The organism is Paenibacillus sp. TAF43_2 (genome assembly GCF_052113545.1).
Taxonomy (GTDB): Bacteria; Bacillota; Bacilli; order Paenibacillales; family Paenibacillaceae; genus Pristimantibacillus.
This window is the reverse complement of record NZ_JBFRDK010000019.1, coordinates 48,387-63,547: the sequence shown is the minus strand read 5'-3', so window position 1 is coordinate 63,547 and position 15,161 is coordinate 48,387. Positions and strand designations below refer to the sequence as shown.

The following is a 15,161-nucleotide window of genomic DNA, read 5'->3' as shown; positions in this document are numbered from 1 at the left end:
CCATTAGCACATTATAAGGAAGGTTCATGGATCTTTGCATAATACCATGCCTTATTTTACGATTACGATAACCAATTAAACGTTTAACCAAGTAACGCTAATCGTTCGTGGTTAAACCTTTAATCAGAGATTATCATGCGTTTTCCTTATCGTCAACATCCTAATTTCAAGCCGATTATTAATGTATTGCAGGCTGCTAATTGAAATGCAAAGCTACTGACTCGAGCATGAAGATCAATCTATATAATGAATACTATTTAATCTCCTTTTACAAATATTTACGATTACGCTCCTCTTCGTGAATAGGGTGTTCTTCGTTTTTCCATACTAAGGAAAAGCGAAGTTTTGCAATGAAGGGAGCCTGCTCCATGAAAAAACATTCCAACCAGCAGGGTAAGCTGCGCCGCAGGCCTGCTTTTCCATTTATAACCGAGAGGTTCCTTCCCCAATTTCTGAAAATGAAGAAATGGTTGAGATGGGCAGCAGCCGCATTCACCCTTTTCATACTCATCTTGGCCGGTACACTTATCTTTTTACGTACGCAATCGCTGCCAGTCACCGCAATTAGCCAAACATCTCAAATGCTTGATTTGCATGGCAATGTCATCGATACGTTTCATGCAGGAGAGAACCGCCGTTCTGTGCAGCTATCCGACATTTCGCATTATGTAATTGAAGCAACCTTAGCTATAGAGGATCGCCGCTTCTACGATCATCGCGGCTTCGATATGAAGGGAATGGCGCGAGCCGTTATGGTTAACGTTCAAAGCTTCTCGGCACGCCAAGGCGCAAGCACGCTCACTCAGCAGCTCGCACGCAATCTATATTTAACGCATGAGCGAACCTGGCAGCGCAAGCTGAAGGAAGCGATGTACACGGTTCAGCTTGAAATGAATTACTCCAAAGACGAAATTCTGGGCATGTATTTGAATCAAATTTATTATGGCCACGGCTCCTATGGTATTGAAGCAGCGGCGATGATGTACTTCAATAAACACGCTTCCGAGCTCACGCTTGCAGAAAGCGCGATGCTTGCCGGCATTCCGAAGGGTCCTAAGTATTATTCGCCGTACCTTAACATGAAGAATGCAAAGGACCGCCAGCTTACTATTTTGCAGGCGATGCTTGAAGGCGGCTCTATTACATCCGAGCAGGCTGATGCCGCTTATAAGGAAATGCTGAGCTTCCAGACGCTTGGCTCTGGCGACCAGGAAGGGTTTGCGCCTTATTTTCGCGATTACATCAGGTATATTGCTGTCGACAAGCTAGGCATTAATGAGCATTTGCTGAATGAGGGCGGAATTACCATCTATACAACGCTTGATCCGTCCGCGCAAGCAACGGCTGAAGAGGTCATTGCAAAGGGCTTTCCCGAAAATTCCGAGCAGCAGGCGGCGCTCATTGCTATAGATCCGCGCACCGGATATATCAAAGCGATGGTTGGCGGAAGAAATTATAAGAACAACCAATATAATCGAGTGTTTGCAAAGACGCGCCAACCCGGCTCCTCCTTTAAGCCTTTCTTATATTTAACCGCCTTGCAAAGCGGTTTTATGTCACCTGTTACCCGTTATAAGAGTGAACCAACTGTATTCACTTATGATGAGGGACGGAAGACGTATGAACCGCGCAACTACGGTGACAAGTATTTGAATGAGCTGATTGATATGAGACAGGCGCTGGCCAGCTCGGATAATATTTATGCGGTTAACACCATCATGACCGTCGGCGCTGATAAAGTTATTGAAACGGCAAAGAAGCTGGGAATTGAAAGTCCGATGAAGCCGGTCCCTTCACTTGCACTTGGCACCTTTCCAGTCAGCCCATTCGAAATGGCTTCTGCATTTGGAACTTTCGCAAACGGCGGCATTCACATGGAGCCGGTTGCGATTCTCCGCATTGAGGATCGCAAAGGACAGGTATTATATGAAGCGAAACAAAAATCAGTGCAAGCCATCACCCCAGCCGAAGCCTATGTTATGACCAGTTTAATGGAGAGTGTATTTGAAGAAGGCGGAACAGCTTTCCGCGTATCTTCTATTATTAAGCGGCCGATAGCAGGCAAGACGGGTACGACCCCAACAGATGCATGGCTCGTTGGGTATACGCCTGAACTAGCGACAGCAGTGTGGGTAGGTTACGATAAGGATCGTAAATTAACCGTTGCCGAGGCTTATCGCGCTGCTCCCATTTTCGCCAAATTTACAGAGCAAGCGCTGTCTGCCATACCGCCGAAGATTTTCCCTATTCCGGAAGGCATCGTAAATGTGTATATCGATCCGACAAGCGGCAAGCTTGCAGAAAGCAGCTGCCCGCACAGACGATTAGAAACCTTCATCAGCGGAACGGAGCCGACTGATGTATGCGGCGAGCCTGCGGGTGCAGGAAATAACGACAGTGACGCCTCTCAAAATGGGTCTGGTACAGCAGGACGACGCTCTTGGTGGAATGACTTGAAACGCTGGTGGACAGACTAAACAAACGGCAGCCTTCCTTTAATGAGGAGGGCTTTTGTTCCTTCCAATAATGAACCAACCGTGATCTTTGCGCATTTTTGTCCAACTTATGATCAAAAAGTGAATTTTCTTTGAACAAAACCACAAAGTTGTGGTATAGTATGGATAAGAAAACACTTACAATTGATCGGGAGTGTTAAATATGACAACAAAAACCGCAACAATCAGCAACATTCAGCCTTCTAAATCAGATGTCAAGCGCCTCGTAAAGGCAATGACTGCCATCTCTTGGATCGTTTTATCTATTGGCGTTTTATTAAGCCTCATTAACTTAAGCCATTTCAGCGATAAAAATGTTGGACTTATGGTCGGCATCGGATTCCTAATCGGCAGCGTTCATATTTATGTTATTGGCACAGCGATCGGACTTGTTCATGCACGCCTTAACCAAGAGCAGTCGTCAAAGGATTTTAACGAGCCTCAATAATTAAAATTAACTTCATCACTCTTAACCAATAGACAGTCACATTCGGTCAATGACCAGATGCGACTGTCTATTTGCTTTTACTGGGACAAAACAATTTTATTTGGGTAAAGTTACTATATGTAAGAACAATTCACTGTCTGAACGCTCCTAAATCTAACAGTTGTCTAAGCCGTGAACTTTCTATTACAGAATAAAGACGAATTATTGACGTAATTGTTAACCCCGCAGTTATTACCTTGTGGATCTGCTATTGTAGTCGTAAGCAGTAATTTTGAGGAGTTGAACTGATGATGAGACCGTTTCTTCGTATGCTGACACCCGCACTGATTATGCTAATGGCCGTTATGCTTTCCGGCTGCGGCGAGCAATTCATCGTGCTCGATCCGAAAGGGCCAATCGGCGAGTCTCAGAAAGATTTGATTTATTTTTCAACCATTCTGTGTGCGGTTATTATCGTGCCCGTACTTATCCTGACAGCTGTTATCGTCTGGCGGTACCGTGATAAGCCCGGCAGTAAAGCTTCCTATAAGCCTAACTGGGAGCACAGCACGAAGCTAGAGATTACCTGGTGGAGCATTCCGATTGTAGCGATCCTTGTTCTTGCTATAGTCACTGTCAAATACACGTATGCGCTCGAGCCTTCCAAACCGATTGAGTCAGCTAAGGCGCCAATTACGATCCAGGTTACTTCACTTGATTGGAAATGGTTGTTTAAATACCCTGAAGAGGATATTGCGACCGTCAACTATTTGAAGATTCCTGAAGATACGCCGATTAGATTCCAGTTAACATCGGATACGGCGATGAACTCCTTCTGGGTGCCACAACTCGGCGGACAAATTTATTCCATGTCAGGGATGGCGATGACCTTATTCCTACAGGCTGATGAGCAAGGCAGCTATTATGGCTCCGGTGCTAACTTCACAGGAAAAGATTTTGCCAAAATGACATTCAAGGTGGATGCTACGTCCGAAGAGGACTATAAAGCTTGGGTAAGCGAGGTTAAAGCATCGTCACCGGCACTGACAATGGATGGGTTCGAGAAGCTTACTGAACCAGGTCCTTCTAATGTACAGTTGTTCTCCAGCTTCCCAGAAGGATTGTTCAATAAAATTGTAACGTAGGAGGACCCCTCATGTTAGACAAAATTAAAGATTTCGCGTCCGAATTTTTCGTCACAGGCGATCCGCTTATTTTAGGGGCTCAAGTATCCATCGGCCTGTCGGTTGTGGCGATTATATTCACGCTTACCTTTTTCAAAAAATGGCGCTGGCTTTGGACAGAATGGCTGACCAGCGTCGACCATAAGAAGATCGGTATTATGTATATCATCGCATCTATTCTTATGCTGTTCCGCGGCGGCGTTGATGCGCTGCTCATGCGTGTTCAGCTCGCAGCGCCTGAAGTGGAGTTTTTGCAGCCGGATCACTATAACCAAATCTTTACGACACACGGCGTAATCATGATCTTGTTCATGGCGATGCCGCTTATGTTCGGATTATTCAATATCGTCGTCCCACTGCAAATTGGTGCCCGCGACGTTGCATTCCCGTTCTTGAACTCCCTTAGCTTCTGGATGTTCTTCTTCGGTGCCATGCTGTTTAACGTATCCTTCATTATCGGCGGTTCACCTGATGCAGGATGGCTCGCTTATCCGCCGCTCTCTGAGCTGTCAGGAAGTCCGGGACTCGGACAGGACTTCTATATATGGGGTATCCAAATCTCAGGTATCGGTTCATTGGCTACAGGTATTAACTTTATCGTTACGATTCTAAAAATGCGCGCACCAGGCATGAAGCTTATGCAAATGCCGATGTTCGTATGGTCTGTCTTGTCATCATGTGTAACTATTATTTTCGCATTCCCAATTTTGACTGTTACCTTGTTCCTATTGTTCATCGACCGATATCTGGGCGCTCACTTCTTTACGCTCGACGGCGGGGGCAACCCGATGATGTATATCAACCTCATCTGGATGTGGGGACATCCTGAAGTATATATTGTTATCTTGCCTGCTTTTGGTATTTTCTCTGAAATTGTTTCGGCTTTCTCGAAGAAAAAATTGTTCGGTTATAAATCAATGGTATTCGCGCTTATGTCGATCAGCTTCTTCTCCTTCTTTACATGGGCGCATCACTTCTTCACAATGGGTTCAGGCGCCAACGTCAATGCTTTCTTCGCTTTGACGACGATGATTATCGCAATCCCGACCGGGGTTAAAATATTCAACTGGCTGTTTACGATGTATCGAGGCCGAATTAGGTTTACGACTCCGATGATGTGGACGGTAGCATTTATTCCCTGCTTCGTTGTCGGTGGGATGACCGGGGTGCTCTTGTCTGTCGCACCTGCTGACTTCCAGTTCCATAACAGTTACTTCCTGATCGCGCATTTCCATCAGGTGCTTATCGGCGGCGTTGTGTTCGGTTACTTCGCAGGCCTTTACTACTGGTGGCCAAAAATGTTCGGCTTCCGTTTGCATGAAGGTCTTGGCAAATGGGCATTCTGGTTCTGGAACATCGGCTTCTATGTTTGTTTCATGCCGCAATACGCACTTGGCTTAATGGGTATGACGCGTCGTTTCAACGAATATGACTTCGATATGGGCTGGCAGCCTTTGAACGTCGTCTCTACGGTTGGAGCATTCTTGATGGGTATCGCGTTTATTTTCCAAGTATGGCAAATCGCTCACAGCATCAAGTTTTTCAAGAAAGAAAAAGATGGCGATGCATGGGATGGCCGTACGCTCGAATGGTCGATTCCATCACCTGCGCCGCTATATAACTTTGCTCGCTTGCCACAGGTTACTAGCCAAGACGAGTGGTGGGAAGAAAAGCAGCGCATTGCAAATGGTCAGCCAGCTAAACCACTTGCGCCGCTTGAACCGATTCATATGCCGAAAAATTCAGGTATTCCATTCATTATGTCGATCTGCTGGTTTATTGCAGGCTTCGGCTTCGTATGGGATTGGCTATGGATGGCCATACCAGGTCTAGTCGGCGTAGCCGTATGTATGCTTGTTCGTTCGTTCTCTTACGATACCGATTATTACATTCCGGTGGATGAGATTGAACGTACGGAAGCAGCGTTAAGGGGGACAAAATAATGGCACATGCAGTTTCCACTCCAGCAGGAGCGCATGGCGGACACGGCGCTGGACACGGCGGCGGTCACCATGACGATCATCACGATCAAGAATCGATGAAAATGTTCGGCTTCTGGCTGTTTCTTATAACCGACGTTATTTTGTTCGGTACGTTATTCGCAACCTATGTCGTCCTCCGTCTCAACACAGACGGCGGACCGACAGGTGCCGAATTGCTTGAGATGAACGGTATTATCATTTCGACCTTCATTCTACTGACAAGCAGCTTTACAAGCGGTATAGCTGTTCTTGAAATGAACAAAGGCAACAAGCGCGGCCTTATTCTTTGGCTCGCCATTACAGCAGTGCTCGGCGCTTCATTTATCTATCTTGAAGTAAATGAGTTCATGCATTTGGTGCACGAAGGCGCTAATATCGGAACAAGTGCCTACTGGTCAGCCTTCTTCGTTCTCGTCGGCACACACGGACTTCACGTATCGCTTGGCTTAGTCTGGATGATTGCACTAATTCTTCAGATTAGACGCCGCGGCATTACACCCGTTACGAAGCGCAAAGTCGGCATCATCAGCTTGTACTGGCATTTCCTGGATGTCGTATGGATTTTCGTATTCTCAATCGTTTATTTGATGGGGGTGATGTAGGATGGAAAACCATAACACACATTCGCAGGACGCACACGGGTCCCACGGCGGATCGATGAAGTCTTATGTGATCGGCTTCCTATTCTCCATCATTCTGACAATCATTCCGCTTGTCGTGGTAATGAATGACCTGCTCAGCAAAAAAGCTGCAACCTTGCTCATCCTTGTGACGGCAGTTCTGCAATTTGCTGTTCAGCTTATCTTCTTTATGCACATACGGGATGAGGAGAAACCTCGCTTCAACCTGATGGCGCTTATATTCGGCCTCGTTATTTTGCTGACGATCGTTGCAGGTTCTGTATGGATTATGACTTACAATGCCGTTGCCGTCGCTTCATAATCGGCTATATGAATAAATATAAAGCTGTGCTAAAGTCTATCAGACTTTGGCGCAGCTTTTTTTCGTTTGTTATTTAATGCTTATAGTCAAACTCTCCCTATCAAGGGCTGCTTCATCCGTGCCATAATCATCTTATATGAATACCGAAACGAAAGATGAGGTGGGACGCCATGTCCATTACACTACGCCCCTYGCAGCTGCCAGAGGACTACGAGCAGCTTGCACAATTGCTTAATCAAGTGTGGTCAGAACCGACGACTGCTGAGAACCTGCACGATGCAGATAAGAAGCTGTATGAGATTGGACATACATGGATGGATGAGAACGGACTGCTTGCCGGATACGATCGCGAGCGGCAGGTTGCAGTAAATGAGCAAGGCGATATTGTCGGCTACGCCTGGACGTGGCGGGCGCCTTGGACAGAGCCTGGCTACTTATGCAATACGCTTGTCGTATCAGAGCCTTATCGCAAGCAGGGAATCGGCCAATTGCTGTTAGCTCACATTGGCAAATGGGCTCTGAAAATCGGCGCTTCTACGCTCATTACTGAAGTATGGGACGATAATGAGGATGCGATTCGGTTTGCAAAGCGACATGCTTTTGTAATTGAACGCCATGCCTTCCAGTCCGTCCTTACACTTGGTGATCATGATGGAGCGCAACAACCGCAGTTTCCAAGCATGCCAGACCTTGGGGCGCTACGCTTCCTAACGCTTGCCGATGAACCCGGTGAAGAAAGCGAACAGAAGCTATATGAGATCTATAAAGAAACACTGGTGGACATTCCCGGATATCTTGGTGAGGTCCCTGATTTCGTCGAATGGCGCAAATGGTATTTGAAAGTAGACGGCTATGCGCCTGAGCAAGTGATTATCGCTGCTGACGGCGACCGCTTCGTGGGGGTTACTAATGTCCTGCTTAATCCACAAACAAGCGGGATGTATCATGAATATACCGGCGTAAGCAGAGCATATCGCGGCAGGAAGATTGCTTTTGCTCTAAAGCTCAAAGCGATTGAGCTTGCTCAGAAGCATCAAGCCGCATATATCCGTACAGATAATGACTCAACAAATGCACCTATTCTCAGCATTAATCGCAAGTTAGGTTATGTTCCTCTTCGCGGCTCCTATCGTGTCCTAGCTCCTCTTCAAGAGGTGTTGAGTAAGTTGCCCATCGAAGTACAGCAATGAACGACAACTCCTCATATCCCCTCTCTAAAAAAAAGCAGCTTGAAGCGAGAACATCCCGCTTCAAGCTGCTTTTCCAATTCCACTACTAACGTCCCTGTTCCACGACCTCTACATCCTTCGGTACAATTAATGTCAGCTCCGGGCTGACCGTGTCTGAGATTAGGCCGCCGTCCCGGTGATCCACGGAACCAACCATGACATACATTGTTGAGCCAACAACATCAGTTTTCAGCATTTTATTGTCCAATCGCTCATACTTCTCGGATGACCAATATCGAATTTGGCCAAACAACTTAAGCTCGCGTGTTTCCGTTTGCTCAAGCGTCACGCCATCCAAGGTGTGCACAACAATCTTCTTAATATCAGCAGGCACCCCTATTTTCTTCGTTTCCACGAATGCCGATCGCTGCGTCATCTGCAGCCCTCGCTGCAGCTCATCGAACAAGCCCGTTGACATGAGCAGTGCAAGCCCGAGACTGGCTGTTCCAACCATTCCTACAAAAAAGACACTCATCCAGTCATAACGAACGATAGTACGCGCACTGCTAGAAAACTTCAAGTAAAGCAGCAGCTCCGCTCCAAGCATAATGAAAACGACGGGTGCGACCCAGACGAGCACTTCGTAAGCCTCCATGTCCTGCCATAGAGAGACAGCTAACGCTGTCCCCACGAGAATCAGCGTCACGCCCATGGATAATGAGCCGACGCGCCAAGTGCGAACGCCTGATGGTTGATTGACAGACGGTTCAGCCATATTTACCGTGTTGGTGTTCAATGCGAATCCTCCTCGTACTTTCTTGGCACCGGCTTATGAAGCTCTGGCGGTTTACCTTTGCTCATTACCGGAGATGCCTTGCTTCCGAAAGCTAGACGCATGCCTACAATAATCATAATAAATGCGACAACAGCCGTTGGTATCATATATTTAATTTGCATGTATTGGGAATAAAGCTCCCTTGAGAAATGAGAAGTAACCTCTACAGCTACACGATCGAGCAGGTAATAAACGCCGAATCCCAGCAGCCCAAAACCAAACCAGCGCTGATAAGGGACAAGCTGCGTCAATACCGGTTCATCGGTAAGCACCTGACGCTCATATCGAGACGTCTGCTGCAGCGCATCGAAGAAAGCAAAGCACCAGAACAGCGGAAGCAGGAAAAAAAACAGCGACAAGCGCAAATTGTCCATAATATAGACGGCGAGAAGAAAACCGCCCATTAGCTGCAGGCCGCGTTTTTGCAAACCTAGATACAGATGTCCTGCACCTGGAAAAATAGCTAATGCGATAGCCAGTACTTTGCTTTTACGCCCAGAGGCGATATACGATTCCATATCCTCAAATATAGCACGGTCCGCCACATGCTCCCCTCGCTGCTTGGCATGCAGCTGGCTGATTGCGTCAAACATGCTGTATATCCAAATAACGGGAAGCGCCAAAAGAAAAACGAGCAGCTCTGCCCTGTGCGTTATCGTGCCTAAGAAGACGATAATCGCAAACCAGCCAATGAAGGAAATGAGGAAGGTAATGCCCCGCTGCATAAGCCCCATATGCATATGCCCTAGACCCGGAATCAGAGAGAACATGATGGTACGCGACTTCTCGCGCTGGCGCTCCTGCTCCAAAGGAACGAAGCCTGGCGAGAAATGATCAGCAGGATGCTCGAATGGATGCTGATTAGCAGCGCCTGACGGCAATCCCTTGCCTAGCAGCAAGAAGATGACCATGTCAATCATATTAATGATTCCCGCCATCGCCGCTACAAATAACAAAAAGATATAAACTGTATCCTCCATATACCCGCCCATTAATCCAAATAGCATACACAATCCTATCGAACCAAAGAAAGCTCCCCCGTACAAAACCGCACGTACTGGGCGACCAGCATAGGCATGTCCTACGCCAGGTAAAAAGGAAAGAAAGAACGCCGCTAACGGGCTTTTATTCATCATTGATTCATTCCCTTCTATCTTCGTTTTTTCATTTATCTAAATCGAGATGCTTTTAAGCCATCGAGCCACGATCCGGTTTGATCAACCATTCTGTCTGACCAAGATTCGGAATGTCCACCTGCCGCCGCTGGCGGATTCGGCCTTATATCCTGCTGTTTATTCTCATTCATATCAAGCTGAGCCAGCTTCTGAGAGAAGGAGGCAAAAGTACCGCTGGCGAGCAGGAGCAGCGTAATCGAAGCTGCTATGGTGTAATGCGTTACCGGATGCTGAAGCCATGTCCGCAGACGGCGAGGCTTCTCTTGTATAGTACTTGCCCCGACTTCTTCATGATCATGTTCCTGCTCCATCATCAATTGCTCCACGACACGCTTCTCTATTTGCTCCATGTTAGGCAGCGGCGTCGTTAAATGAGAATCTGCCCGCTGCATCTCGCCCTCAGCTGTTTCAATCGCAATGACGAACAGCTGCAAACAAAAGTCGCAAGCAGCCAAATGCTGCTCAACCGGTATACGCTCAGCCTCAACCAGTCTGTCGTTTACGTAACGAAACATTTGATCAGAAGAAATATGCTCAATCATCATTCGAAGTCCTCCTTCCGAAAATGGCGCTTCATCCAGCCTCTTGCCCGGTACAGCCTGGACTCTACGCTTTTGCGTTCAAGTCCAGTTTCGGCTGCGATTTGTTCATATGACTTGTCTTCCATATAATAAGCGGTTATGACTTCACGATAGTTTTCCGGCATTTCTTCCACTCGATCTCGTATCTGCTGCCTATCCGCCTGTTCGATCGCTAATGTTTCTGCAGCAGGAGCAGATACAAGTTCTTCATGTACTTTTTCAGACATCGCTTCGCTATCCATTAGCTCCTCTGGCTTTCGTGCACGGCTGCGTTTGAAATCGATCGCTCGATTGACGGCAATACGGGTAATCCATGTTTTGAGCCCATCCAATCGACAATCCGGAAGGGAGCGATAAATTTGCAGCAGCACTTCCTGTGTAATATCCTCCGCATCATGCGGTGAACGAAGCACTGCGAAGACTGTTCTATATATATAAGGACCATATGCCTGTACAAAAGGACCAAAATGCTCGGGCCCGCCCTTCTGTACCTCTCTGATCCAATCCTCGTCTTGAATGTCGCTCCCCTCCTTCCCAATCTAATAGACGCCAGCTTGTCCCGCATACCCTGCACTTGCTGCCAAAAAAATTATTATAATGCTTTAACAGCCTCTATCAACGCGGAAAACCTCATCACTCGATAGGACTAGCCTACGAACGATGAGGTTCTCATCCAAAATTCACAATAAACTCAATCTGCTGCTAATAACGCCAGCCGTTATACGTTCAAAGCTTGCTTAAGCTCATCTGGGGAGCGATCCCACCACTCAAGATTATGCTCCACAAGCAGCTTGCGAAGCGCCGATTTATCGACATCGCCAAGCTCGGACAAGTTATAGCGGCGTTTGAGTGATTGATCCAGCTTGTTCACGTGATCCGGGAGAAGCTTCCACCCGCGACGCGCCTCGGAATCAATCAGCATCTCGCATGCCGTAGCGCCCGCGTAATAGGAGCCTTCTTCATTGCGGTCAACCGCTACCCATACGATCCAGCATTGACGACCGTTCGGAGTATCCTCTTTGTTTGGCGTAAACTTAATGCCACGCTCTACTTTACTCTTTGCATGCATAGCGCCAACATCGATATAAGCAACGCCATCATCAATAATAACACAGGATACCGCGCTCAAATCGATCGTTCCTGCTCCAAAACCTTTATGTTGTTTGCTGCTCACTACGTTGAGCGACAGTGATTTCTTTTCTTTCTTTACCGGCTCAGCCGGCTGTCCTTGTTCTTCCGTCATTCGTATTCACACCTTCCCCGATACAATAATTCCATTTTAGCTAATAATCATCGAAAAGCAAACATATACATGCTGTAGATGCTTGTCAACGGGAGGGAAACGTTCAATGACTCCACGCTATTTCAAACGAATTTTACTCGTAATACTCGCAGTCGCGCTGCTCGGGATATCGATGCAGCATGACTTCGGGACTGCTTGGCAATCCCAATATACTTATGCTTTCGCCCCCGCCGCTAACGCCAAGCAAGCACTAGCGCCTGCCCAAAAGTCGGTCAAGCCGCCTGCCGTGCAGGAGCCGAATACGGTCATCACACCTAAACCGCAAGAGCTGAGCAAACGTGTCGTTGAGTACCATATCAACGTGCATTTAACGAATGATGCAAAGCAGCTGAACGGTGAGCAAACCGTAACTTGGACTAACCCTGGCAAAAAAACAGTGTCCGAGCTCTATTTCCATCTGTACCCGAACGCCTTTCAATCGGGCAAAACCACGTTTATGAAAGAATCCGGCGGCAAGCTGCGCCAGGACAAAGCAACAACCAATAGCCAAGGCTATATGAACCTGCTTACGCTAGAAACGCTGAACGGAGAGAGCCTGCTGCCACGCCTTCAATATGTACAACCTGACGATGGCAATGCCAATGACTTTACTTTGGCCAAAATCCGCTTGCCGGAGCCTATCGCTCCCGGCACCTCCGTAACGCTGCGAATGAGCTACGAGGTGAAGCTCCCAGAGGTATTCGCAAGAATGGGCTATTCCGGCAACTTCGTGATGGCTGGGCAGTGGTTTCCAAAGCTCGCTGTATATGAGACAGCCGGCATGCGCGGACGTACAGCTGAGGGCTGGAATGTCCATCAATATCATGGCAATTCTGAGTTCTACAGCGACTTCGGCATATACAGCGTTCGGATTAATGTGCCTGAGAACTACACCGTCGCTGCAACGGGCTTCCAGACAAAGCCTATCGAGATCAAGGAAGCAACAAAAATTTACCAGTTTTATGCTGATGATATTCATGATTTTGCTTGGTCGGCCTCACCAGACTTCGTTTATGAAGAGACTGCTTATTCAGATACCGGCATTCCCGGTGTACGCATTAAGCTGTATCTTGATCCTGCGCATGCTGACCTTAAGGATCGCTACATGCATGCAGCCAAGTCCGCACTCTCAAGCTACGCCAAGTGGTATGGTGAATATCCTTATAGTACGCTGTCGATCGTCGTTCCGCCCAAAGGAGCGAACGGAGCTGGCGGCATGGAGTATCCAACACTCATAACCGCTTTCGCTGCAGAAAATGATAACCCAGGCTACGATCTTGAACGTACGGTCGTGCATGAGATTGGCCATCAATATTGGTACGGAATGGTCGCCTCTAATGAATTCGAGGAGGCATGGCTGGACGAGGGGTTTACGTCCTATGCCGAGGATAAAGTAATGGAGACGGCATACGGCTTGGAGCCGAATTTGCGCATGGAAGCGAGCTATATGACCAACCCTGCTCCGCTCAAGCAGCAATCTTGGTCATACGCCAGCCACTCGCAATATGCCGAGAATGTATATTTGAGGGCAAAGCTGGTGCTCATTGGCATCGAGAATCAGGTCGGCTCCAGAACGATGCAAAAAATATTGCGAACCTATTTCCAAAAGTATAAGTTCAAGCATCCATCGACAGCAGACTTCCAGCGTGTTGTCGAACAGGTAACAAAAACGAAATGGAATGATTATTTCAGCCAATATGTCTACGGCAACAAAATGGCCGACTTTTCAATCGAATCGATTCATGTACGCCCAGTCGCCCAAGATGGTGCTGAGATGTATGAATCTGTTGTACTCGTTAAGAAAAACGGCGGCAGCAATGGCGAGATAAAAGTGTTGATGAAGTTTACTGACGGCACCAAGATAACAAAGCTTTGGGATACTCAGGAATCCCATATGCAATATAAACAACTGCATTCCGCTCCGCTTGAATGGGCAGTCGTTGACCCAAACAACAGCAATGTGCTTGATAATAAGCTCATTAACAACTACATGCAGGCTCAGCTGCCAGAGGATACACGCACGAGATGGAGCCTCGGCGTTGTCCAACTAATTGAAGGACTGCTCGGGTCGCTGAGCTGGTAAGTAATTGCGTTCAAGGAGCGATAAACGATGAAAATACATTTGAAGCAAGGCTGGCGGTTAGCGGTGAAACATTTTTACATTGTTGTTTTATTATTTCTTTATCAGCTGATCTGGGGGTTCTTCCTTTACCGCTTCATTGATTCGGTCGTAGCTCCGTTGCTGCGTCGATATCCGAGTTCTGCTCCTTCAGAAGCAGCCGTTCAGCTATTCATGACCGAAGCACAATTCCAGCTGTTCAAGACCGATCTCATTAATCCTTACCTCTGGACGCTGGGCGGTCTCCTAGTTGCCCGAATGCTGATCACTCCCTTATTCAATGCCGGTCTATTCTATTCGTTAAATCAGTCCAGATCGAATGGAGGGACACGATTTCTAGAAGGCATTCGCAAAGCTTGGAAGCCTGTAGTTCTGCTTTACTGGATCGAGGTTATTTTATCTGTGGCTCCTGCTTGGTATGTGCTGCCGCACTCACTGGATGCGCTTCTAGTGAGCGGCTCTATTCCAGAGCTGCTGCAAACGGTGCTGCCTAGCGCCCTTCTATGGCTCCTATKGGGCACAGTGCTGCATCTGCTGTTTCTAGCCATGCAATTCAGCGCTGCATCAGGAGGAAGCATATTCCGTTCCTTATGGCACGCTCTCCGAAATTTCCTCACCTATGCAGCTGTGTCGCTCATCATGTGGGGGATTGGAGCAGCCGCTGGAATTGTGGTGACAAGTCTCTCCATGCTGTGGGCCGGACTGTTGGCACTCATCCTGCATCAGGGTTATTATCTCATTCAAACGCTGATGAAGGTCTGGACGATTGCCGCGCAATATGACTTCCTGGAAACGAAAAGAATGTAGCAAACCAAAAAAGCCTTCAGCGTCCTCTGGATGCTGAAGCAAAAATAAACCTTCATTCCACGCTTTGCTGTGGTGTGGAGGTTTTTTTGCAACTAACCGCAACTAAATGATGGCAGTTCTGTATAAATAACTGAAAGAAAATCAAAAATGGGGGATATTCACA

General features: G+C 47.4%; 14 protein-coding genes. 9 read left to right on the top strand and 5 right to left on the bottom strand.

From position 1 onward, the window contains the following. Nucleotides 1-368 precede the first annotated feature (368 nt). From AB4Z17_RS06615 to AB4Z17_RS06585, 7 genes are all read left to right on the top strand, one after another. Complete coding sequence (locus AB4Z17_RS06615; protein ID WP_441912809.1) at nt 369-2,477, top strand: transglycosylase domain-containing protein; 2,109 nt, start codon at nt 369-371, stop codon at nt 2,475-2,477. A gap of 181 nt (nt 2,478-2,658) precedes the next feature. Then, nucleotides 2,659-2,943, top strand: coding sequence for a hypothetical protein (locus AB4Z17_RS06610; RefSeq protein WP_076271581.1), 285 nt, complete (start codon nt 2,659-2,661; stop codon nt 2,941-2,943). Nucleotides 2,944-3,251: 308 nt separating this feature from the next. Further along, nucleotides 3,252-4,067 (top strand): ubiquinol oxidase subunit II, encoded by an 816-nt coding sequence (gene cyoA / locus AB4Z17_RS06605; RefSeq protein ID WP_441958866.1) that lies wholly within the window; start codon nt 3,252-3,254, stop codon nt 4,065-4,067. Nucleotides 4,068-4,078: 11 nt separating this feature from the next. Next, a complete protein-coding gene (locus AB4Z17_RS06600) occupies nt 4,079-6,049 on the top strand; it encodes a cbb3-type cytochrome c oxidase subunit I (protein WP_076271580.1) in 1,971 nt (656 codons plus the stop codon). Further along, the gene (cyoC, locus tag AB4Z17_RS06595; RefSeq protein WP_076271579.1) at nt 6,049-6,690 is read left to right on the top strand and encodes a cytochrome o ubiquinol oxidase subunit III; all 642 of its coding nucleotides are present in this window, start codon (nt 6,049-6,051) and stop codon (nt 6,688-6,690) included. Before AB4Z17_RS06600 ends, cyoC begins: the two co-directional genes overlap by 1 nt. A 1-nt stretch (nt 6,691) precedes the next feature. Further along, nucleotides 6,692-7,030, top strand: coding sequence for a cytochrome o ubiquinol oxidase subunit IV (gene cyoD, locus AB4Z17_RS06590; RefSeq protein ID WP_076271578.1), 339 nt, complete (start codon nt 6,692-6,694; stop codon nt 7,028-7,030). A 170-nt stretch (nt 7,031-7,200) separates the two neighbouring features. Beyond that, nucleotides 7,201-8,220, top strand: a complete 1,020-nt coding sequence (locus tag AB4Z17_RS06585) for a GNAT family N-acetyltransferase (protein WP_441958849.1) — start codon at nt 7,201-7,203, stop codon at nt 8,218-8,220. Between the two features lie 85 nt (nt 8,221-8,305). Here the strand turns inward: AB4Z17_RS06585 and AB4Z17_RS06580 are convergent, their stop codons facing one another. From AB4Z17_RS06580 to AB4Z17_RS06560, 5 genes are all read right to left on the bottom strand, one after another. Continuing rightward, on the bottom strand, nt 8,306-8,995 hold the full coding sequence (locus AB4Z17_RS06580; RefSeq protein ID WP_441958848.1) for a hypothetical protein: 690 nt from the start codon (nt 8,993-8,995) through the stop codon (nt 8,306-8,308). Continuing rightward, nucleotides 8,992-10,170, bottom strand: coding sequence for a hypothetical protein (locus AB4Z17_RS06575; protein WP_441912804.1), 1,179 nt, complete (start codon nt 10,168-10,170; stop codon nt 8,992-8,994). The genes AB4Z17_RS06580 and AB4Z17_RS06575 overlap by 4 nt, the downstream gene beginning before the upstream one ends. 32 nt (nt 10,171-10,202) lie before the next feature. After that, the gene (locus tag AB4Z17_RS06570; RefSeq protein ID WP_441958846.1) at nt 10,203-10,754 is read right to left on the bottom strand and encodes a hypothetical protein; all 552 of its coding nucleotides are present in this window, start codon (nt 10,752-10,754) and stop codon (nt 10,203-10,205) included. After that, nucleotides 10,751-11,203 (bottom strand): sigma-70 family RNA polymerase sigma factor, encoded by a 453-nt coding sequence (locus AB4Z17_RS06565; RefSeq protein WP_441958844.1) that lies wholly within the window; start codon nt 11,201-11,203, stop codon nt 10,751-10,753. Before AB4Z17_RS06565 ends, AB4Z17_RS06570 begins: the two co-directional genes overlap by 4 nt. A gap of 305 nt (nt 11,204-11,508) precedes the next feature. Beyond that, the gene (locus AB4Z17_RS06560; RefSeq protein ID WP_430053929.1) at nt 11,509-12,033 is read right to left on the bottom strand and encodes a YwhD family protein; all 525 of its coding nucleotides are present in this window, start codon (nt 12,031-12,033) and stop codon (nt 11,509-11,511) included. Nucleotides 12,034-12,139: 106 nt separating this feature from the next. On the opposite strand from AB4Z17_RS06560, the gene AB4Z17_RS06555 reads away from it, so the two are divergent. Both AB4Z17_RS06555 and AB4Z17_RS06550 read left to right on the top strand, forming a co-directional pair. Next, entirely contained in the window at nt 12,140-14,155 is a 2,016-nt protein-coding gene (locus AB4Z17_RS06555) for a M1 family metallopeptidase (protein ID WP_441958842.1), read from the top strand. Nucleotides 14,156-14,182: 27 nt separating this feature from the next. Continuing rightward, entirely contained in the window at nt 14,183-14,998 is an 816-nt protein-coding gene (locus tag AB4Z17_RS06550) for a hypothetical protein (RefSeq protein ID WP_441958840.1), read from the top strand. Nucleotides 14,999-15,161 lie beyond the last annotated feature (163 nt).